The organism is Streptomyces sp. NPDC041135 (assembly GCF_055592085.1).
Map to the genome: position 1 here is coordinate 1 of NZ_JBVIYZ010000044.1, position 20063 is coordinate 20063.

Annotated in this window: 16 protein-coding genes and 5 pseudogenes; 9 read left to right on the forward strand and 12 right to left on the reverse strand. The window is 65.8% G+C overall.

The window, feature by feature from the left end; all coding sequences use genetic code 11:
* Nucleotides 1-71: 71 nt before the first annotated feature.
* Nucleotides 72-212: a hypothetical protein gene (locus ACZ6CZ_RS36045; protein WP_469029966.1), complete on the reverse strand. Its 141-nt coding sequence runs from the start codon at nucleotides 210-212 to the stop codon at nucleotides 72-74.
* Nucleotides 213-451: 239 nt separating this feature from the next.
* Between ACZ6CZ_RS36045 and ACZ6CZ_RS36050 the strand changes: the two genes are divergently transcribed.
* Nucleotides 452-895 (forward strand): hypothetical protein, encoded by a 444-nt coding sequence (locus tag ACZ6CZ_RS36050; protein ID WP_469029969.1) that lies wholly within the window; start codon nucleotides 452-454, stop codon nucleotides 893-895.
* Between the two features lie 526 nt (nucleotides 896-1421).
* Here ACZ6CZ_RS36050 and ACZ6CZ_RS36055 read toward each other — a convergent pair.
* Both ACZ6CZ_RS36055 and ACZ6CZ_RS36060 read right to left on the reverse strand, forming a co-directional pair.
* Nucleotides 1422-1769: a hypothetical protein gene (locus tag ACZ6CZ_RS36055; RefSeq protein ID WP_469029971.1), complete on the reverse strand. Its 348-nt coding sequence runs from the start codon at nucleotides 1767-1769 to the stop codon at nucleotides 1422-1424.
* Nucleotides 1766-2578 (reverse strand): annotated as a pseudogene (locus tag ACZ6CZ_RS36060) (MobF family relaxase); the annotation flags it as partial. The gene ACZ6CZ_RS36055 and the pseudogene ACZ6CZ_RS36060, both read right to left, overlap by 4 nt.
* 227 nt (nucleotides 2579-2805) lie before the next feature.
* Between ACZ6CZ_RS36060 and ACZ6CZ_RS36065 the strand changes: the two are divergent.
* From ACZ6CZ_RS36065 to ACZ6CZ_RS36085, 5 genes are all read left to right on the forward strand, one after another.
* The gene (locus ACZ6CZ_RS36065) at nucleotides 2806-3072 is read left to right on the forward strand and encodes a hypothetical protein (protein ID WP_469029974.1); all 267 of its coding nucleotides are present in this window, start codon (nucleotides 2806-2808) and stop codon (nucleotides 3070-3072) included.
* 543 nt (nucleotides 3073-3615) lie between these two features.
* Nucleotides 3616-5520 carry a KedN5 family methylcobalamin-dependent radical SAM C-methyltransferase gene (locus tag ACZ6CZ_RS36070; RefSeq protein ID WP_469029976.1) on the forward strand — a complete coding sequence of 635 codons (1905 nt, stop codon included), beginning with the start codon at nucleotides 3616-3618 and terminating at the stop codon, nucleotides 5518-5520.
* A gap of 15 nt (nucleotides 5521-5535) precedes the next feature.
* On the forward strand, nucleotides 5536-6279 hold the full coding sequence (locus ACZ6CZ_RS36075; protein ID WP_469029977.1) for a class I SAM-dependent methyltransferase: 744 nt from the start codon (nucleotides 5536-5538) through the stop codon (nucleotides 6277-6279).
* An 11-nt stretch (nucleotides 6280-6290) separates the two neighbouring features.
* Nucleotides 6291-7916 carry an HAL/PAL/TAL family ammonia-lyase gene (locus ACZ6CZ_RS36080; RefSeq protein WP_469029980.1) on the forward strand — a complete coding sequence of 542 codons (1626 nt, stop codon included), beginning with the start codon at nucleotides 6291-6293 and terminating at the stop codon, nucleotides 7914-7916.
* 49 nt (nucleotides 7917-7965) lie between these two features.
* Nucleotides 7966-9435, forward strand: coding sequence for a UbiD family decarboxylase (locus ACZ6CZ_RS36085; RefSeq protein WP_469029983.1), 1470 nt, complete (start codon nucleotides 7966-7968; stop codon nucleotides 9433-9435).
* Here the strand turns inward: ACZ6CZ_RS36085 and ACZ6CZ_RS36090 are convergent.
* The 5 genes and pseudogenes from ACZ6CZ_RS36090 to ACZ6CZ_RS36110 form a co-directional block, all read right to left on the reverse strand.
* Entirely contained in the window at nucleotides 9411-9827 is a 417-nt protein-coding gene (locus ACZ6CZ_RS36090; protein ID WP_469029985.1) for an ATP-binding protein, read from the reverse strand. The genes ACZ6CZ_RS36085 and ACZ6CZ_RS36090 overlap by 25 nt on opposite strands.
* Nucleotides 9827-10186, reverse strand: a pseudogene (locus tag ACZ6CZ_RS36095) (Mu transposase domain-containing protein); the annotation flags it as partial. The pseudogene ACZ6CZ_RS36095 and the gene ACZ6CZ_RS36090, both read right to left, overlap by 1 nt.
* An 18-nt stretch (nucleotides 10187-10204) precedes the next feature.
* Entirely contained in the window at nucleotides 10205-10393 is a 189-nt protein-coding gene (locus tag ACZ6CZ_RS36100; RefSeq protein WP_469029988.1) for a transposase, read from the reverse strand.
* A gap of 15 nt (nucleotides 10394-10408) precedes the next feature.
* Nucleotides 10409-10962: pseudogene (locus ACZ6CZ_RS36105) on the reverse strand (winged helix-turn-helix domain-containing protein); the annotation flags it as partial.
* 32 nt (nucleotides 10963-10994) lie between these two features.
* Nucleotides 10995-11669 (reverse strand): hypothetical protein, encoded by a 675-nt coding sequence (locus ACZ6CZ_RS36110; protein ID WP_469029991.1) that lies wholly within the window; start codon nucleotides 11667-11669, stop codon nucleotides 10995-10997.
* Between ACZ6CZ_RS36110 and ACZ6CZ_RS36115 the strand changes: the two are divergent.
* Nucleotides 11668-12116, forward strand: a pseudogene (locus ACZ6CZ_RS36115) (transposase); the annotation flags it as partial. The gene ACZ6CZ_RS36110 and the pseudogene ACZ6CZ_RS36115 overlap by 2 nt on opposite strands.
* Before the next feature lie 217 nt (nucleotides 12117-12333).
* On the opposite strand, the gene ACZ6CZ_RS36120 reads toward ACZ6CZ_RS36115, so the two are convergent.
* The 3 genes from ACZ6CZ_RS36120 to ACZ6CZ_RS36130 form a co-directional block, all read right to left on the reverse strand.
* On the reverse strand, nucleotides 12334-13779 hold the full coding sequence (locus tag ACZ6CZ_RS36120; protein WP_469029994.1) for a PP2C family protein-serine/threonine phosphatase: 1446 nt from the start codon (nucleotides 13777-13779) through the stop codon (nucleotides 12334-12336).
* 665 nt (nucleotides 13780-14444) lie between these two features.
* Complete coding sequence (locus ACZ6CZ_RS36125) at nucleotides 14445-14867, reverse strand: STAS domain-containing protein (RefSeq protein WP_469029997.1); 423 nt, start codon at nucleotides 14865-14867, stop codon at nucleotides 14445-14447.
* Nucleotides 14868-14953: 86 nt separating this feature from the next.
* Complete coding sequence (locus tag ACZ6CZ_RS36130; protein ID WP_469029999.1) at nucleotides 14954-17059, reverse strand: ATP-binding SpoIIE family protein phosphatase; 2106 nt, start codon at nucleotides 17057-17059, stop codon at nucleotides 14954-14956.
* 544 nt (nucleotides 17060-17603) lie between these two features.
* Between ACZ6CZ_RS36130 and ACZ6CZ_RS36135 the strand changes: the two genes are divergently transcribed.
* Nucleotides 17604-17831 carry a hypothetical protein gene (locus tag ACZ6CZ_RS36135; RefSeq protein ID WP_469030001.1) on the forward strand — a complete coding sequence of 76 codons (228 nt, stop codon included), beginning with the start codon at nucleotides 17604-17606 and terminating at the stop codon, nucleotides 17829-17831.
* 1135 nt (nucleotides 17832-18966) lie between these two features.
* Nucleotides 18967-19026: pseudogene (locus ACZ6CZ_RS36140) on the forward strand (hypothetical protein); the annotation flags it as partial.
* A gap of 103 nt (nucleotides 19027-19129) precedes the next feature.
* Here ACZ6CZ_RS36140 and ACZ6CZ_RS36145 read toward each other — a convergent pair.
* The gene (locus tag ACZ6CZ_RS36145) at nucleotides 19130-19678 is read right to left on the reverse strand and encodes a hypothetical protein (RefSeq protein ID WP_469030004.1); all 549 of its coding nucleotides are present in this window, start codon (nucleotides 19676-19678) and stop codon (nucleotides 19130-19132) included.
* Between the last annotated feature and the right edge of the window lie 385 nt (nucleotides 19679-20063).

The following is a 20063-nucleotide window of genomic DNA, read 5'->3' on the forward strand; positions in this document are numbered from 1 at the left end:
CCCGCCAACGCAGGGGAATGAACAACATCAACTGACCGACCGGGGGTCCATCTTCGGAGTCGAGCACCGGGTCAGCTTTCGAAGTTCACCGACACTGCAGAAACGTCCGGCTTCTGGCGGCGGGGCGCGGAGGGGTTGATGGAGGGGCCCACGGAGGGGGCCTCTCCGGTCGGGTCAAGGTGCTGCTCGGGCTCGTCTGCGGTGCTCGCCACGGGGGTGCTCCTGGATGTGGGGCGGGCCTATCCCGCCATTCACCTCGTACAGGTGTGGAATTCGGGCTCCGTGTGACGCCGGCCTTGAAGAACCCCTCCGTCGTGACCGCATCGTGATCAATCCGGAGGGGGAGAGTTCTCCCCCGTCGGCGGCCGGACTCTGTCCACAGGGCAGCGGTTCGAGGGTGGCTTCGAGGTCGCCGCGATCAGCGGGGCGGCCCGAAGATGAGGAGCCACCCATGCCCGAGCACACCGTCACCACTCCGCTCGCTCCGATGGAGCCGGACGACGTCGCCGCCGCCTCCGCCTACATCCGGGCGATGCAGGCCGGCGACATCGACACCGCCTGCGCGATCGCCGACGACACGGGCCCGGAGCTGCACCGGCTGCTCCTGGACGTCGCCGCCCGCGTCTTCATCCCCGTCACCGCCGCGGACGACCATGACGGGGAGCCGTGCGCGCACTCCTTCCTGGCCGCAGCGCTCGGACGCCTGCTGCTGGAGCTCCTGTGCCACAGCGTGTGCCTGGCCGGCGCGCCGGGCATGGCCGACACCATCGTCCGCTTCACCGAGAACATCCTCACCGAGGAGCACGGCGACGTCGGCGAGGTCCTGAGCCAGCTGGAGGGCGCGGGGATGAAGCAGGCGATGGAGGCGCACCCGGCGCACCGCACCACCGCGTAGCCGCACCACCGGGACGGCGGTGGTGCGGTGCGGCGCGCATCCCCGGCACACCACCGCGCCACCGTGGTGCGCTCCACCCGCACCACCGCACCGCACCGGTGCGCACCACGGCCGGGCGGGCTCCTCTATCACACACCCCCTTGACCGCAACCTGATCGCGATCCGAAACGGTCGATGTCAAGGGAAAACGTCGCGGTAGCAGAGCTGGACAAGGGGGTGTAGCGGAGCCGGACAAGGGGGTCACGCGCATCCGGCCGCACCCGGACAAGGGGTCGGCGGCGGCGGGCGCACCGGCGCGGTGCGGAGCATCGGGTGCGGCGCACCGGCGCGCGCGAGAGTGCTGGGCATCGTCGGAGTAGTGCGGTGCCGGATGCGGTAGCGCACCACTTCGGTGCGCACCACGGTGGAGTCCATCCTCGTCCAGCGCACCGAAGTGGAGTCCACTCAGTGGAGCCCACTCGGTGTCGTGCATCGCCACGGGATACAGAACATCGTGGCTCCACTCAGTGGACGGTGCCCGGCATCGTCACCACAGCCAGGCGTTGGAGTGCCGCAGCCGGGACAGGGCGCGAGCGTCGCGGCGCGCGGCGGCGTTGCCGATCCGGCTCTGTCGGGAACGGGGCCGGCGCGAGTTCCTCGCGGCGAGGCGACGCTTGGCGGCTTCCTGGAGTCGCTTGCGCTGCTTGCGCAGTTCCGCCTTCTTCGCGGCCTTCGACTTCGGCTTCCGGGGTCGCTTCCAGATCGGCTGCCATCCCAGGGGCTCGTCGGGGTCCAGCTCCTGGTCCTCGATGAGCGCGGCGGCCATCTGCTCGCGGGCGGCACGGGCGCGGGCGAGTGCGTCATCGGGGTTGGGGCGTTCTTCCGGAGTGCTCACGTGACTCCTCCTGTGGTTCGGCCCGGCGCGGGTTGGATGCCGGGTTGCTGGGTGTGCGGCGGCGGGGCCGTCGCCGGGGCGGGCTGCGGGCGGAGGCCGTGGGCGGCTTCGAGCGCCCGCCGGCTGTCCTGGAGCGTGGCGGCCACCTGCGCGGCGGCGGCTTCCAAGGTCTGGCGCGTTCGTTCCACCGTGTCGACGCCGGTCTCCGGCTCCAGGAGGCGGCCGTCCTTCCGGCCGTCGCGGAACGGCCGCAGGCGCGACCTCGAGGCGGCGGGCGCGGAGACGGCGTACGAGCGGGGGCGGGAGCCCAGACGCTCCGCACGGCGCACCGCGTGGACCCGGGCGGCCAAGGCGCCGGCGGCGAGGCGGGCCCGCTCGTACGGGGGCGCGGTGCGGTTGCGGGTCAGCGGGCGCAGCACGGCCTGGTCCTCGGTGTCGCGCGGGTACAGGGCGCGCAGGTCGGCGGTCCTCATCCGTCGGCTGGCCGGGCGGGTGTAGTCGTCGACGACCGCCTGCACGATCTGTTCGTCCAGGCCCGGCTCGTGGGGCCGGCCGCGCAGGACGTAAGAGAGGTGGCGGCGGGCTTCGGCGAGCAGATGGTGGCGCTTGAACGCGCCGCGCATCACATACACCACGGCGACGACGTCGACGGCCGCCAGCGCTATGTCGACCACCGGCCGCACCCGCGCCCACACCGCCGCGGCCGCCGCCCGCGCCCGCTCCGCCAGCCGGTAGACGGTGCAGGCGCCGAACGCCCGGATCGCTGATGCCCGCCACTGCTTACGCAGCTCGGTCAGCGACAGCAGCTCAGGGCTGCATCCCGATGCCTCAAGGTTGTATCGGATGCAACAGGCAGCCGGCCTTGCCCGATCACGCCGCTGTGCAGCAGGACGCGTCCTTCGGCACGTGATCGCGTGTAGCGCTCAGGCTGTGGTCGGGACGTCCATTTCATCGAGCAGGCTCCGCACTCGTTCCTCGATCGCGTCTCGGATGGGGCGGCAAAGACATGTCCTGCTGCGTGCGGTGGGAAATCCTGATGCATGAACGGTTCAGCGGCGTGTGGATCTGCAAAGACTTCGGCCGTGCGATCACCAGTGCGGACCCCACCGCCGTGGGCCGCCCTGTTCTCGCGGCGTACCTCACCGGCCGATCCACCCGGGATGAGACGTTCCGCGTCGTCGTCCGCACCGACGAAGGCCACCAGTCCGTCATCACCGCCGGCCAACTCACCGACCCCGGCTGGGTCACGGATCAAGCCATCTGCCAGGCACTGCCCACCTACCTGCGCAACGCCCTCACCTGACCGACGGCCAGGATGCGCAGGATGGTGTCTCGGAGTGGAGGGCGGGTGCCCATCCTTCAGGTGCTTCATGCCGGTGGTCACGATGAAGGTTGAAGCCGTCCTCGTACCAGTACCCAGACCTGCTCACGCCAGTTTCCCACGGTCTTGATGGGGTGGATCACGGACCGCGATGATGCGAGGATTCGCGCTGCAGCGCCTCACGCACAACGGAACCGATGTTCCCCGCCGCGCCTGTTACCGCCGCCGTCCCCAGGCCCACTGAGCCTCCCCCAGGTTTCGACACTCACTGGCCGGTGGTCACCACCGTAGTCCTGGGTGGACTGGTTGCTCCTCGACTCCCGGCAGCGCAGCGACGGACTTCATCACGCGGTTCAGGCCGTAGCCCGCATACACAACCTCACTCTCGGCCACATATTCCTTGAGTGATCATTACTCACTTGAGTAACGATTACTCAAGCCGGTTTCCATGGCAGGGAGAAAAGTGGTGCAAGTACATGGCCTACAAGTGCAGATCTACTCAAACCGTGCAGGTGGGGAAGTAGAATGAGAGAAGACGGCAAGCTGTTTATCACTCTCGTTCAACAAGGCATTTGGGAAATGCCATTGGAGTCGATGCCCCTTGCGGCAGGCTACCTAAAAGCAATGGTTCTTCAAGATTCACAGTTGCGGGACCGTGTCGACATACAGATCAGCAATTTCCGCGGCGGTGTGAAGCATGTGGAAATGGCGAACTATCTCTTCAGCGGAAAGTTACCCGACGTCCTTGCATTTTCGGTTTTCGGCTGGAATTTCCGCACATTTGGTGAGCTGGCGGAGACGTTCAAGCAATTGAACCCTGACGGAATTGTGATATTTGGAGGGACGCATGTATCGAATCAAGCAGACAGGACCTTCCGTCTCTACCCGCATGTGGACGTAGTAGTTAACGGTGAGGGCGAAATAACGTTTAACGAACTGATAAGGGCCATCGCTGATGGCATACCCGTGACGAATCTCGGTGATATAGCAGGGCTTTCTTGGAAAGACAGCAGTGGTCATATCCAGTTAAATCCCGAACGGGCACGGATAGAAGATCTCGACACGATACCCTCACCGTATCTTTCGGGAGCAGTGGAACTTGTAAACAGTGATGGTGCATTCAAATACGATGTCGCGCTTATAGAGACAAACCGTGGGTGCCCGTATAAGTGTTCGTTCTGCTACTGGGGGGGAGCAGTCGGACAAAGAGTGAGAGCTTTCTCGCGTGAGCGCCTTCGAGCTGAGCTTGAACTGTTTGCCACCCATCGTGTGCACACTGTCGTTGCCTGCGATGCAAATTTCGGCATACTTCCCATCGATCTAGAGTTTGTTGAGGATTTCATTGAAGTAAAAGAAAAGTATGGATTTCCTAAGGCTTTTGAAACTTCTTGGGCCAAGAATAAATCGAAAAACTTTTATACTATCGTTCGGCGGATGAAGGAAGCAGGGATGCGAAGTTCCTTCACGTTGGCTCTGCAGTCACTGAACCCTGCGACTCTCGAGACCATGAATCGGCGCAACATGAAGGTAAATGATTGGCATGATTTGGCTGAGTGGTTGTCCAGTGAGAATTTGGATTGTTACGCAGAGCTGATTTGGGGCGCCCCGGGAGAAACTCGCGAATCTTTTATGAAAGGATACGACGAGCTGGCTGAGGTGGTATCCCGAATCGCCGTCTACCCAATCATGCTTTTGCCCAACACCGAGTATTATGAGCAAAAGTCCAGTTACGGGATTATCACGGTCCGCGGCGACCATGATGACTTTGAATATGTACTTTCTCATAACGACATGTCCGTTTCCGACAATATGGAGATGCAGCGTTTTCTTTTCTGGGCGCGCGTGCTCGCAGAAAGCGCGGTTTTCCGTTACATCTGGGTAGCATTGCGTATGCTGGCTGGCCGGACACAGTCTCAAGTTCTGCGAGACTTCGACCGCTGGGTGCAAAACCACAGGACCGAGCCGAGTGTTGCATCGCTAGCGGACGCGTCCATGCATGCCCATGGCAGCGGAGCTGCCCTATACGGATGGGCAATCGGCTACCTGTTTACTAAGTCTGATGGCAAGAGCGTCATGCGTCGCTGGTGGGATGACTCCATCAGTCCCACGCTGCCCGCAGAAAGAAAGGTGCTGCTAGATGAGATATTCCGCTACGACCTGCTGACCCAACCTGCATGCGATGAAGAGGCAGAGGATCTACCAGTGACAACAGTCGCCGGCTCAGATTACTTTCTTCGTGAAAGTGTGTCTTTTTGCTATGACATACCCACCGTCATGCAAAGCCTGCGGACCGGAGATGCAAAGATTCCTACAGCTCGTGAAACGATCCTGAATCTCTATTACAAAACGGACGCACTAAACGCTGTAATTTCCACGAATCATGAAGAAATAGTCCACTTTACCGGGCGCACGCTCGGTGAAATATCATGACCTAAGGAGGACGTGATGGAGTGGTCTCTTGATTTGCTGGAGGATTTTTCCCTCCACCTTGACGACAGTGCCTTGTGGACCTTCGGGTACCCTTTCGTTCTCCGAGATCTACGAATTTCTGAGATTTCCAACGCCAAGATTGTCGATCTTGGATGTGGCCCTGGTAGAGTGGCCTCTAGGATTGCGAAGGATTACGGCGTTCGTGTTCTCGGAGTTGACCCGTACGCCCATACCATAGACATTGCCATCCGTGAGAATCATCATCCCAACGTGGACTACTTTATCATGCAGGACAAAAGGATGCCTTTTATCCCGGACTGCAGTGTAGACGGAGTAATGTCTTGTCAAGTTGCCGCGATAATATCACAGCTATCAGATTTGCAGATTCTGGTTACTGAAGCTTACCGGGTTCTGCGTACTGGTGCCCGTTTTGCATTACTGGAAGGGCATCCAGATGGGGTCGGAGTTACGTTTACAATGAAACAGTCAGAAGCGCCTGATAGTCCTTACCGACCTGGAGATTCATGGCCCATCCGGCTACGCGCAGAGAATGGGGCGACTTTGGAAGCAAATGATATCTACTGGGATATAACAACATATGAAGAGATATTCCACACTGCAGGTTTCACCGATATCACGGTGACATCCCCTGTCCTAGCAGATGCAACAAAAATCGCTAACCCTGCCGATCGTACGCGCCACGCATGGACTGCAGAGCGTATTCATCCGCCGTATGTCATTGTCACCGGCAGTAAGTGAGTGGGTCGCTGATGCCAAGTGTCCTCTGGCTCGGGGAAAGAGCGTTGACCATCGATGACGTGCTTTCGGTGGCACGCGATGGAAGGGAAGTAAAGCTGTCGCCAAGCGCCACGGATAGGATGCAGGCTAGTCTACGCTGGATTGAAGGACTTGACACAGCCAACGCGACACCCGTCTACGGTGTAAACACAGGTTTCGGTTCACTGGCCGGACGGCGAACTTTTACGCGTCCTGGGCAGGCGGCAGACCTTTCGCGCAGCGTCATTCTCACCACCACCGCAGGAGTGGGACGCTACCTGGACACGGATATCGTTCGAGCAGCCATGCTCATACGCGCCAGCAGCTTTGTAGCAGGCCACTCCGGCATCCGTCCAGCAGTTGTGGAAACTCTGCTCGAGATGTTGAACCGGGGGGTGCATCCCGCCGTTCCCGAATACGGATCAGTGGGTGCGAGCGGAGATCTCATCCCTTTAGCGCATGTGTCGGTGATTCTGTCCAAGCCACTCATGGGGGATGACGGAAGTGGTGAGGCCTTCTATCTGGGCGAATTCATGAGTGGAGCTCAGGCTATGGCTGCTGCAGGCGTGGCCAGAATCGTCCTAGGCCCCAAAGAAGGACTGTCTCTGCTCAACGGAACGTGCTTCTCCACCGCCATGTGCGCGCTGGTTATCGCGGACGGACAGACGCTGGTAGAGACTTCAGAGGTCGCCACTGCCTTGACCACCGAGGCACTGGCTGGCTACTCTGACGCGTTCCTTCCGCCAGTCCACCAAGCCCGTGGCCAAGCCGGGCAGATTATTAGCGCGGACCGCATTCTGCAGATGCTGCGCGGCAGTCGGTTAATTGACGGAGACGAGAACACTGACCCTGCACGTCATCCCCCGCAGGACGCCTACTCAGTACGCTGCGCACCTCAAGTACTCGGCGCGGTACGGGACACGCTAGCTTTCACACGGGATCTTGTAGAGCGGGAAATCAATGCGAGCACAGACAACCCGCTTATATTCCCGGACCTACCTGAGACCCGCTCTCTCAAGGCGCTGTCCGGTGGGAACTTCCACGCCCAATATATGGCTTTCGCCGCGGACTTTCTAGCCATCGTCCTTACTGAAGTTGGCAGCATCACTGAACGACGCTTGTTCCGCCTCAACGACGGCACCCTTAACCGGGGGCTACCCGACATGCTCATCACGTCCGATGAAGTCGGTATTGAGTGTGGGTATATGCTCCTGCAGTACTTGGCGGCCGCGCTGGTCTCCGACTGCAAGACCCTCGCTCATCCCGACAGCGTCGACTCGATTCCTACCTGCTCAAACCAGGAAGACCACGTTTCCATGGCCCACAACGCCGGCAGACATGCACTCCAGATTGTCGCCAACGTGCGCACCGTGGTTGGTCTGGAACTTATTATGGCTGCCCAGGCACTTGAGCTGAGACTGACCGCTGTTGGTGAGACGCTTGACGCTCTGTCCCCGGTCACACGCGCCGTCCTCGCATGTATCCGCTCTGCTAAAGACGTCACCGGTCAGCCGATCAGTCACCTCACACAAGACGTCATTCTCTACCCGCGGGTCAGAGCCATCGTCGAGCTAGTCCGCGACGGCACCATTCTTAACTCAGCCACGGCAGCCCTCTGAGCGACTCTCACCCCGAGGACGTGAGCTATATATGTACATGCTTCGTAGCTTGAGGGAATACATCGATGCGCTTGAGGACTTAGGCGACCTCCAGCGCATCGACGCGTCAGTGGACTGGAACCTGGAAATCGGAGCAATCATTCGCAGATCCTATGACCTTCGTGCGCCGGCCCCGCTCTTCAACACCATTGAAGGTATCCAACGCGGCTTCAGAGTTCTTGGCGCTCCGGCAGGACTGACGACCCCTAAATCCCGTCAGTTCGCTCGCATCTGCCTGGCTCTCGGCCTGGATCCGGAGGCGAATGGTAGGGACATCATCAACCGCCTGGTTGACGTACGGGGCCGCACTCCGGTTCCTCCACGCGTCATCGCCGAAGGAGTGTGTCAGGAAAACATACTTACCAGTGGTAGTGTCGACCTGTTCCGGCTTCCTACTCCCCTCATCCACTTGCATGATGGCGGCCGCTACCTAAATACCTATGGGATCATCTGTGTTCGCACTCCAGATCGGTCGTGGACTAACTGGTCGATAGCCCGCCAAATGCTAGTGGATCAGAATCACCTAACCGGAATAATCGCACCTGAACAACACCTGGGCATGATTCACAAGATGTGGTCAGAAAAGGGGCGTCCAACACCGTTTGCAGTCGCTCTTGGCGTTGAACCTGCTATCCCCTTTGTTGCGGGCATGCCTTTGCCTAAATATGTGGATGAATCGGCCTACGTCGGGGCACTCTACGGTGAACCCGTCAACGTTGTTGCTTGCAAGACGGTGGATCTTGAAGTGCCGGCGACAGCTGAAGTAATCCTGGAAGGCTACATCTCACATCAGGAGACTGCTCTCGAAGGCCCCATGGCTGAGTATGCCGGATATGCTTACCCAGGTAGGTCCGCGGCCCGGCCCCTCTACACGGTTACCGCGATGACCTACCGCGATGATCCAATCCTGCCCGTTGTCGCAGCCGGATATCCCGTAGAGGAGAATCATACCGTCTGCGGCTTGCCCCATGCCGCCGAAGCGGCGGGCCTCCTACGTGAGGCAGGCCTTCCAATCAGTACCTGCTGGATGACCTTCGAGAGCGCATGCCACTGGCTCCTTGTCAGTGTGCGCCCTGACTGGCGGCATAGCGGAGACACCGAACAAGCGCTGATACAGAAAATAGGCGAAACCGTATTTGCTTCGAAAATAGGATTCGGCGTGCCGAAAATCATAATCTTTGATGACGACGTAGACCTCACTGATATCACAGATGTTGTGTGGGCTTTCAGTACGCGCTGCCACCCCGCAACTGGCTCATCTCTCTTTGCTGACCAGTCCATGGCCAGCTTGCCGATCTTTATGAGCCCGGACGAAAAGAAACGGGCGCAAACGACAAAAGTTGTGCACAACTGCTTACGTAGGCCGGAATCGCTGGATCTTGCAAGAGCGGACTTCGCTGAGTCCTGGCCGCAATATATCCAAGAAAGAGTCTTGCGGCGCTGGACCGATTATGGCTACAGTGATCGTTTTGAGCGTTGACGCTCCCGGGTGAGTACGGCGGCGGAAATCGGCAGCAGCTGGTTGGGGCCACAACGGGCCAGACTGCGCGCTGCCGTGCCATTCCGCCTCACCGCCAGCTCCGTCCAGAACATCCCCCGGCGCCGGAGCTTCCGCTCCAGCGACTTGCGAGAGGGGAAACGGGCCGCCCGGATGCGTCCCTCGGCGCCGTGGGAGTCGCGGGCGGCGACCTCCCTCTGCAGGCATGCGGCCAGATACTCCTCGTGGCTCCAGCTCTCCTCGCGGGCCCGCTCGGCGAGCCGGGCGGCAGCGTCCCGCAGGGCCGGGGCCTTCAACGCCTTGGTCAGATAGATCAGCTCGGAGCCGATGTCGCGGCTGGCCCTGGCCTGGTTCGTGCCGTTCTTCGTGCTCATCACGCTGCCCCTTCACCCGTGCTCAGCCCGCTGTCGATGACGCCGAAGATCCGGTCGTAGGTGTCCAGCGACCGTTCCTCGACCTCTGTCACGTCCACCGGCGCCGGTTTCGTGCCGGCGGCTTTCTTGCGGGCGGCCGCGGCAGCGGCCGCGTGGTCCGGGTCGGTGATCGTCTGATGGCGGGCCCAACTGCGGGCATGGCGGGCGACCTCGACGCTGTCGCAGGTCACCAGCACCTGGTCCAGGTCGGCGGCAACCTCGATGCGGCGGCCGACAGCCAGCGGATGCACCGAGTAGTCGCAGGTGTCCAGGCGGACGTAGTGATCCCGGGGCAGCCGCAGAGAGGCCGAATGAAAAGGTTCGTGCGGCGCAGCGCATTACAGGACGTGAAATAACGGATGCACGCCAAGATCGACAGCCATCCGCTTGATCTGCGGCTTCGGCTCGGTGACTCGATACATCCGCACCGCACGCTCCCGCAACTCAGGCGGGTACTTCCTCCGGGCAGCCATGATCAGATCTCCTCTCGTGAGAGTCATCTGACCCGCTGTCAGCCTCCTCCGCATCTCGGGGGAACCTCAGGGCGGCCGACGGGTGAACCCGGCTTCGTCCTCGAAGCAGATGTAGCCCCCGCAGGCCGCCCTCGCTCTTTTACCTCCGCCCAGGTCGCCTCCTTCCACGCGGTCACGGCCTGCTCGTCACGCTCGGCGGCCCGCCGCGCGGGGACCTGCGGGCTGAAGCCGAGCCGGTGCATCAGCCGAGTGGCCCCCGAGACGCTGTAGGAGACGTGGAACTTCCGGCCGATCAGCGTGGCCACCCGCGCCGCGGTCCACACCTGGTCCTCCACCCAGCCGTGCGCGGCCGGACCCTGCTCGAGATACCCGGCGAGCTTCTCCAGGCAGCGCGGTGACAGACGGCATCGAGACCCGCTCGGGCCACGCGAGGCCAGAGCCTCGCGACCCCCGTCCCGCCACAGCTGGTGCCACTGGTAGGCCGATTTCAGGCTCACCCGCAGACGTCTTGCGACCTCCGGCGGCTTGATCTTCTGCTCGAACAGCTCGGCCGCCTGCATCCGTACCGTTTCACGGCGCTGCCGCCCCACAGCGGTCAGCCCGCCCCCATCCGCATACCTCACCCACCACGGATACAGCCGCCACCACCGGCCCTTCAGGAACTTCGCGAAGATTCACCCCGACGAGCTGAAGTCAGTAGCTGGATGTCGTCCCGTGCCATCTCGCCGTAGGGAAAATCGGCTCCCATCAGGACGAGTTGGGCATCGAGCTGGTCGATGACTGGCTCGGGAACGGCCCGTCCGGCGGCGTCCTCGCTGGTCTCCTCGGGCGGCAGGACCAGCGTCTTGTCGCGGTCGAAACTGCCGGCCATGCCGGTCAGCATGTCCGTCTTGCGGCCGAAGTCAACGACCTCCATGAAGCAACCGAAGGAGTAATGGCGCCAGTTACGGCTGGCGAGTTCGTCGTTGTCGCTGCGGCGGAGGCGGCTCATCGCGGTGAAGATCGCCTGCATGTCCGCGAACCGCAGTTCCGTGTGGTCCTGGCCCCCGCCGGGCTGGGCATGCAGAGCATCGGAGGCGATGACGCAAGCGTTGAACACCCGCTTGAACTTGTTGCTGTCCAGGCTCACGGTGGTGGCCCAGGTCTTGATCACGTCGCGGAGCCAGGGCTGACGGATCGCGGACGCGTCGACCTGCCCGGGCCGCTTGCGGCGGCCCCCGAGGGCCGGGGACCGCAGGTCCATCCACCCCAGATCCCAGGTGTCAACGTCGGTGGGCTGAACCGCCCCGGTGTGTCTGGAGACTCCACTTCGTGAGGAGATGGAGTCCATGTCACGTCCTTCGAGGAACTATCCGGCCGAGTTACGCGAGCGTGCGGTGCGGCTGGTGGCCGAGGTGAGGCCCGAGCATCCGACCGAGTGGGCGGCGATCTGCTCGGTCGCCGGCAAGCTCGGCATCGGCACCGCGGAGACGCTGCGCAAATGGGTCCGCCAGGCCGAGATCGACGCCGGCGCCAGGCCGGGAACCAGCACCGCGGAGTCGGCGGAGATGCGTCGGCTGCGGGCCGAGGTACGGGAGCTGAAGCGGGCCAACGAAATTTTGCGGGCGGCCTTGATTTTCTTCGCGGCCGAGCTCGACCGGCCACGCAGGTCCTCGTGAACTTCATCAGCGCCCACAAGGACACCACCGGCGAGACGGGGGTGCGGTGGGGAGTCGAGCCGATCTGCCGCGTGCTCAGTGAGCACGGGGCACCGATCGCGGCGTCCACCTACTACGACGCCACAGCCCGACAGCAAGGCGGCTCCGGCTCCGGCTCCGGCTCCGGCTCCGGCTCCGGCTCCGGCTCCGGCTCCGGGGGAGTGTCCTCCTCGATTTCCAGGGCCCCGGAGCGCAGGGAGGGCGCGGTCTTCATGTCCACATCTCCCACGATCGCGGCGATGGCGAGGCCGGGGTGGGGGTAGTGAGCAGTCAGGTGAAGTGTGTGGGTCACGTCGGTCATCGCTCCTGGCCGAAGTGTTCGGGTGCGGCGGTGGTGTGGGCGGTGGCGGCGACGCCGGTGTGTGGCGCGGTTTCGGAGTCAGGTACGGACAGGGCCAGCAGGGCCACGTCGTCGCCGACTCCGTCGGGCAGTGCGGCCAGCAACGTGACGGTCTCTTCGACCAGGGCGGTGGCGGTCACGGGCCCTGCGCGCCGGTGGAGGAAGCCGGTCAGGCCGTCCTCGCCGAGCATGGCGCCTTGCGGAGTGTGGGCTTCGACCAGTCCGTCGGTGTACAGGAACAGACCCTCGCCGGGGGCCAGGGAGAAGGTGCTCTGGGCGAAGTGTGCCTGGGGGAAGGCTCCGATGAGCATGCCGCCCTTGGGGCGTACCGACTTGACCCATACCGCGTCGCTGTCGTCGGGGCGCACGTGGAAGGCTGGAGGGTGGCCGCCGGTGGCCACTGTGACGCTGAAGCCACCGTCCTCCAGGGGCGCCAGGAGGCCGAAGAGGGCGGTACAGAAGCGGCTTCCGGCGGTGACGTCGGTGAGCAGGACGGTGTTGAGCGTGCTCAGGACGGTGACCGGGTCCGGGTCGATCTGGGCCGCGGCGCGCAGGGTGTGACGGGCCAGAGCGGTGACGGTGGCCGCCTCGGGGCCCTTGCCGCACACGTCACCGAGGACGAACGCCCAGCGGCTGCCGTCGACGGGGAAGACATCGTAGAAGTCGCCGCCCACATCGTGTACGGAGGCGGTGTGATAGTGACAGGCCAGTTCCAGGCCGGGCACCACGGGAAGCGCCGGGGGCAGCAGGGTTCGCTGGAGGGTGGAGGCGAACGCGGCGATGGCGGTCTTGTCCTTCTCCGCCTGTTCCCGCGCCGCCTGCTCCACCTCCCGCCGCTCCTGCTCGTTGCGGAGTGCGCGCAGCGCCGACAGTCGCAGCTCCATCTCGTCCAGCACGATCGCCGCGAGGTCGGCGAGTGTGGCGGTGTCGTCCTCGCTGATGGAGCGCGGCTTGGTGTCGAGGACGTTGACGGTGCCCAGCCGGTGACCATCGGGGGTGATGATCGGTGCGGCGGCGTAGAAGCGCACCCCCATCTCGCCGGCGACCAGCGGATTGTCTGCCGCCAGGGGATCACGAAGGGTGTCGGGAATGACCAGCGCGTCATCGCGCAGAATCGCCGAGCCGCACAGGCCCGGATCGCGGCCGATCTCTTTGACGCCCTCAAGACCGTGTGCGGCCTTGAACCAGATGCGGTCGCTGTCCACGATCGTGACCGTGGCCACAGGGACATCGAAGAGGCGGGCGGCCATCGCCGCCACCCGGTCGAACGCGCCGTCGGGCGGAGTGTCGAGGATGTCGTAGCGGCGTACCGCAGCTATACGGGCCGCTTCCACCCCTGGGTCCGGGACCAGCTCGGGGCGCCGCCCGGGCACCGGGGCTGCAGCCGCAGCGTGCTGGGGCATCGGCTTTCCTCTCCATCGATGGGCCGCGGTGAGCGGCGCGAACCGTCGCAGCCTAGGTCGACTCCACGTACGAGCGCCAATGCCGCGGTGGCCGCCAGATCCATTGCGGCAGCGTCGTGAACCTCCTTCCGTTGCTCCTGCCGTGACCTCGCATGTTCAACTGGCCGTGATCCCGCCCTGCGAAGCAAGATGCATGTGCTGCGGCAGAGCCGGGAGGAGCGGGCGGTCGTAACTCGAATCGGGGCACCGGGGGCCGCGGGCACCCTCCGAGTGCCGCGCGCTCGTGACGTGCCGCTGCCCCCTCCGCCTGTTCAGCGAGCCAGGAAAAGCTTCCCGCCCGAGCTGGGCGCGTGCACCCGCGCTGTGCGCGCCAGCGGAGGTGAGCCAGTCCGTGTGGGCGCCACCTTCTCTGGTGGCCCAGGCCCGGGGGCGAACCAGTGCGGGTACGGGCGCCGGCGCCGCGGCGAGGCCCGGCAGGGGGGAAGGCCGGGCCGCGGGCTGGGGGTCAGGGAGCGGGCTGGGGTGCGGGGGCGTCTTCGGGGGGGGTGCAGCGGAAGGAAGGCGTCGAGCCGACGATGCGCAGCAGGTCATACCCTGTTCGACCTGCTCACCCCCGCGTGCGGCCTGGCGGATCGTCGGCCGGACCGGCGAAGGGCGGCAGGGGATCAGTCGTCGGCCAGTGCCTCCTTGACCGTCTCGTGCAGCGGGAGGACCGAGGTAAGACGGGTGAGTTCCAGGATGCGCCGGACGTCCGGCTGTATACCGGTCAACGCGAATTGGCGCCCGGCGTCCGACCGGCGGCGGTGAATGTCGACGAACGCTCCGAGCGCACTGGAGTCGCAGAAGTCGACGCGCGTCAGATCGAGGACCAGCAGGGGAACGTTCTGCATCTCCTCGGTGGCCAGGTACCCCAGCAGCTGGGGTGCGGTGTGGTAGTCGATGGGCCCCTCCACGGCGACGACCGCGTGTCTCGCACCCCGGTGCAAGGCGAGGGCCAGGGTCGGGCCGACGGGGAGCAGGCCCCCGGAGTCGGCCGGGGTTGAACTGCCGGCGGGCTCGTGGGCCGCGGGGCTGGGTGACGGGGTCATCGGGGACGGTTCTCCTGTGTCCGGAGTGAACTGGTCAGCGGGCGGTTCTGGTTCCGGCCACGCGGGCAGACCGGGGCACATCGTCACTAGACCTTGACCTCCGCCCACACCACTTTTCCTCCGTCAATCCAGCGCGTGCCCCACCGCGTCGCGATGGCGTCGACCAGGAATATGCCCCGGTGCCCGAAGTCCCCGGGCGGGGACACGATCAGACGCGGCGCCTCGCGACTGCTGTCCGTCACTTCCAGGACGACGCGCTCACCGGTCCGCCGCAATTCGACCCGCAGCGGCGTCCTGGCGTGCCGGACGGCGTTGGCGACCATCTCGTCCGCGATCAGCATCATGTCGCTCGCCAGATGCTGCAGACCCCACTCGCGTATGGTCTCCGACACCAGATCACGCGCGTCGGGCACAGCACCGGACACCGGAGGGTAGTCCCGCGAAACCGCGACGACGCCGTGTTCGGCGTCCTCGGGCCGGTACAGGTACAGCATGGCGATGTCGTCGTCGTGCTGTCCGCCGGCCAGGGCGTCGAGCCAGGAATCGCAGTCCGCCTCGATCTCGCCCACGGGAGCGGCCAGCAGCTCCCGCAGCTGACGCAGTCCGTCGTCGATGGGGCGGCCACGGCGCTCGACCAGGCCGTCGGTGTACAGCAGCAGTCGGGATCCGGGCGGCAGCGAGACCTCCTGCTCCGTGTAGCGGTGCTTGCCCACGCCGAGCGGCGGCCCTACTGCGCCGTCCAGGAAGCACACACCGCCCCGCGGGTCGCGCCGGGCTGGAGGCAGGTGCCCTGCGACGGCGGTGCGCAACCGGTCGCGGACGGTGTCCAGCACCGCGTACACGCAGGTGACGAGGGAGCCGGGAGCGATGTCGTCGGCCAGGACACTCAAGTGTTCCAGCACTTCCGCGGGGGCGAGACCGAGCCGCGCGTAGGCGCGGCACGCGGTGCGGATCTGCCCCATGATCGCCGCCGCCTTGATTCCCTTGCCCATCACGTCGCCGACGATTAGGGCCACTTGCCCCTCCGGGAGCGGTATCAGGTCGACCCAGTCACCACCGGCGCCGCGGTCCCGGGCCGCGGGCAGGTACCGCGAGGTGCTGGCGATCCCCTCGAGCTGCGGGAGTGCGGGCAGCAGATGACGCTGCAGCTCGGTGGCCGCTTCCCGCTCCTGCCGGTAGGTCTGCGCGTTCTGCAGCGCGATGGCGGTCTGTGCGGCGACTCCGGTGACGAGGCGTTCGTGCCGTTCGGTGAAGACACCCCGCTCGGGATGGCCGAAGAAGAAACCGCCGAGCACCGTGCCCCGGGACATCACCGGAACGGCCAGGTAGCTCCGTACCGGAAGGTGGCCCTCCGGCATGCCGTGGTGGGGGGCGTTGTGCCCGTAACGGGGGTCGGCGGTGATGTCGTCGGAGCGGACCACGCCCAGCCCCCGGAAGGTCTGCTCGAAAACCCGGGTGTTGCGCGGCATGGGGAACTTGTCGAACTCCGACCGCTCCACACCGGAGATCACGTACAGCAGGTACGACTCACCGGTGTCGGCCAGGACGTTGTAGAAGAACGCTCCGAAGGCCGCTCCGGACAGGCGGGTGGCCGCGTCGACGGCGTGCTGGACCAGCGCGTCCAGATCCAGTTCCGCCGCCAGGACGCCGCCGACCTCGTGCAGCAGCTCGATGGTCGCGGCTTCCTCGCGCAGGGCCCGCTCCCGCTGCTCCAGCTCCTCCTGGGATCGGCGCAGCTGTGTCGTGGCGACGCGCAGCTCGGCCACCGCGGACTGCAGCTGAGCGGCCCGCTGTCCCACCAGGTTCTCCATGCCCGCCAGCACGGCGCGCGCCGCGTCCGCCTCGACGGCCGGCGAGGGCCGGCCCGCGGACAGCAGGGCCAGGCGTGTGCTCCCTGTGACGGCGTGGAACAGGGCGGGCACCTCGGCCGGCAGGAGGCCGCGGAAGAACAGCACCACCGCGAACCACTCGTCCGCCGTCAGCGCTCCGCCGAAGGCGAGCGCGGAGCGGATGCCGTGCGCCCGCAGCAGATCCGCCGGCCCGGCCCTCTGGCTGTCGGACAGGTACACGATCCCGGCATCACTCTCGCGCGGTTCGGCGCCGTCCGCGTCCCGGGCCGCGAGTTCCTCGAGCAGCCGGTGCACGAGCGGCGCCTGCCGGGCGGCCTGCGGCGAGGGCACGGGCAGCACCACTGGGTCGGATCCTTCCGTGCCCCACCCGTGAGTGTCCGTCCCGCGAAAACCCGCGAGGGAAAGACGCCGGACCTGACCGGCGGGGGAAGCCACCGGCGCCGCGGGGGTGGGCTCCTGCCGCCGTCCGGCGAGGTAGACGCCCACCGTGGGGCAGGCACGGCCACCGGAGCCGTCGGTCAGATGGTCATAGAAGAAATCGGCGACCACCTGAGCCGCCGCGTCCGGTGACGGCGCATCGGCGGCGGCCTTCCGCAAGCCGGCACTGCAGCGTGCCATCTCGCTCAGACCGAAAACCGACAGATCGAACCGAACGTCCTGCACTGCCTAGCACCCCGATAACCGAAAAGGGAAAGGATCATGGATAAGTGGTTGGGCCATGTACGGCACAGCGTACGCTCAGGCCGATTCAGGCCAGCCCGCGGAGCCGCTGTTCCGGTACCCGGCCGCTCCGCGGGAATGCGGCAGCACTTGATCAGCTGTGCAGCGCCGCGAGGGCGTCGTCGGCGGTGGGATGCAAGGTGAACACCCGATCGAGACCGACGGTGTGGAAGACACGCGTCAGATCATGGCCTCCCGGTGCACCTTCGTGGGCTGCGAGTGCGAGGCGATGGACAGGCACCTAGTCGCTCCGGCCCGGCGCGGTCATCCGTGGACGAGCTGGTCGATCTCCGCCGTGTGGGGCAGCCGGGAGACGCTGGACGTCACGCCGGTGGAACCCGAGCTGGTCGTCGAGGTCGGCGTCGACGTCGCCCGCGATGCCTCCGGCCGGTGACACCACCCAGCACGCCTGCACCGTGCCCGCCCCGGCCTCTCCCCCGCCGACGTCCCCCGTCCGGCGTCGCCGCCGCGCTGACAGCGGCACGGGCGCGGCGGCTCCGACGCGCAACCGGCTGAGCGTGCCCTGATCCACGGCCGCGAGCCGCGCCGCCCATCCCGCCCATTCCCTTGCTCCTTCACACCAGCCAAGGGACATGGGCAGAGCAGCCGCAACGGGGATGCCAGCGGGCCGACCACGGCAAACCCAAGCGGTGACGTGCACGAATACGGTGACGGCCCTGCGGACCCCGCACCACCCAGCGCAACCCTTGGCGCACCATCCAGCGCAACAGACAGGCGCAACCCTTGGCGCAACCCCGTGCTCCTGGTCGACCGAGGCGCGCGGTCACGCCGCCTGGACGGCCGCCGGGCGCGGGCCAGCTGCCCACGCTCGGAGCACGCCGCCGACACCGAGGGAACGGTCTCCCAGTAGGGGTACCACCACAGCCGTACAGACAGACGCAGCAGGCGCCGGTACACGGGCGGTGGTGTCGCGGGGGCGCGGTGCGGCGAGCGCTTGGTAGGTGGCGTTCCATGGTCATGACCGGCATGGTCGGCCTCGTGGTCGGGCCTGTGGTCGGCTCCCGCTGCGGCGGCCTGGCCTGATACAGCAGATGCGCGGCGTCGTTCCCCCCGCTGCGATCCGAGGCGCTGCCGGCGGGCGCGGAGCGCGCGGGCCGGGGGGCGCGGGCCGGGCCCCGAAGGGGGCTGACCCCCCGGGCCCGTGGCGTGCCGGGTCAGGATCGCCGGGGGAACCAGCCACGGCCCCTCTCCGGCTCGAGGCCGTCCTCCGGCTTCGACGGCGCGGCAGCCTCGAGGCGGGCGGCTTCTGCGACGGCTACCTCGCGGGCGACGTTGTCGGCGCGGCACGGGCCGCACACGGACTTTTCCCCTGCCCGTACGGCGGTCCGGTGGACGGTGGTGCGGCTCTTGGAAGGCTCGTGCGGCAACAGGGTTGGGAGGCGGGCCGCAGGGGGAGCCTGTGTTCTGCGGCCCGTCGACTGGCGCGGAAGTCCCTGTGACGTTAAGTGACCGCTGCCGGGGACCGGGGGAACGTTCAGGGATGGAGTTGATGCATCGTGGAACGACGCATGCCGGTCGCGACGCACTGGGGCAGTTTTGTCGCGGTGGTCGATTCGGGACGGTTGGTGCGGATCGAGCCGAGGAACGATGACCCCGCACCGTCGCCGATCGGCGGCATCTGCGGCCCGTGTCCCCAGGGCTGGGTGACGACGCAACCGCCCGGTGCGGTGGTCACCCCGACAAGACGCAGGTTGTCATCCGTGTCGACGCCGTACGGGTCGTCCAGGAGCTCGGCGAGCAGCCCGGCGGCACCGCTGCCAGGCGCCGTGCGGCCTCCTGCGCGTCGATGCCGGCCACGCAGGCCAGTCCCGTGCCGTCGTAGTAGCCGACGTCGGCCAAGGCCGCGATGCGCCGCCGGCCTTCCCACGCCGCCACTGACTCCGCCTCGCTGAGCCCTGGTTCGCCCTCGGGCAGCGGGAACAGGTCCGGTGTGGGACCGGCCGGGCCCAGCCGCCCCGGTGACCATCCGGGCAGCACCGGCCGCCACGGGTCGGCTCCCGCGGCGACGGAAACGCGTGCGACCTCCGGCCGGTGCCCGACCACCGCTTCCCACAGCGCGGTCGCACCGTCCTCCAAGGCGTCGACGTCGGCGACGCGCCCGGCCAGCTCCGCAACGACCTCGGGCGAGCCGAACGCCACAGCCCGGTGCAGCATCCGTTCCCCGCACGGTTGCGCCTTCGAATCGGCCTCCTGGTGGTCGCCGGATGTCCCGGTGGTCAAGCCAGCCCTCCCAGCCGCCCCCCGGTCCCGTCCCCATGTCGCCTGCCGCGCCCCGCCCGACGGCACCCCGCCGCACCCCGACCTCCCTTGCAGACGGGTCCGACATGCCACCGCCGTCACGGCGTCGCGGCGGGCCATGGACGCCGACGCCACCGGTCTGCTGTGGGCCGCGCCCTCGGCGAACATCCCGACTCGGCTGCGGTACGACATGCGGCGTCAACCGTTCGGCCGCACCCTGAAGACGGCCCCCTGATCGGATCGGCCCTGGGCCCGCAGTCACGGGGAGGGTTCCATGCTCGTCCTCGCACTCGTGATGCCGATCCTTATGATGGCGGCCCTGTTCGCCCTGGACGCCCTCGAAGACCTTCTCTTCCCGCTCCCCGAC

Excerpts from the sequence above, each read along its gene's own strand:
- ACZ6CZ_RS36065 (WP_469029974.1), top strand. The coding sequence starts at position 2,806 with ATGCATGAACGGTTCAGCGGCGTGTGGATCTGCAAAGACTTCGGCCGT.
- ACZ6CZ_RS36070 (WP_469029976.1), top strand. The coding sequence starts at position 3,616 with ATGAGAGAAGACGGCAAGCTGTTTATCACTCTCGTTCAACAAGGCATT.
- ACZ6CZ_RS36100 (WP_469029988.1), bottom strand. The coding sequence starts at position 10,393 with ATGCGGAGGAGGCTGACAGCGGGTCAGATGACTCTCACGAGAGGAGAT.
- ACZ6CZ_RS36125 (WP_469029997.1), bottom strand. The coding sequence starts at position 14,867 with ATGACCCCGTCACCCAGCCCCGCGGCCCACGAGCCCGCCGGCAGTTCA.
- ACZ6CZ_RS36120 (WP_469029994.1), bottom strand. The coding sequence starts at position 13,779 with ATGCCCCAGCACGCTGCGGCTGCAGCCCCGGTGCCCGGGCGGCGCCCC.
- ACZ6CZ_RS36090 (WP_469029985.1), bottom strand. The coding sequence starts at position 9,827 with ATGAGCACGAAGAACGGCACGAACCAGGCCAGGGCCAGCCGCGACATC.
- ACZ6CZ_RS36110 (WP_469029991.1), bottom strand. The coding sequence starts at position 11,669 with ATGGACTCCATCTCCTCACGAAGTGGAGTCTCCAGACACACCGGGGCG.
- ACZ6CZ_RS36075 (WP_469029977.1), top strand. The coding sequence starts at position 5,536 with ATGGAGTGGTCTCTTGATTTGCTGGAGGATTTTTCCCTCCACCTTGAC.
- ACZ6CZ_RS36050 (WP_469029969.1), top strand. The coding sequence starts at position 452 with ATGCCCGAGCACACCGTCACCACTCCGCTCGCTCCGATGGAGCCGGAC.
- ACZ6CZ_RS36080 (WP_469029980.1), top strand. The coding sequence starts at position 6,291 with ATGCCAAGTGTCCTCTGGCTCGGGGAAAGAGCGTTGACCATCGATGAC.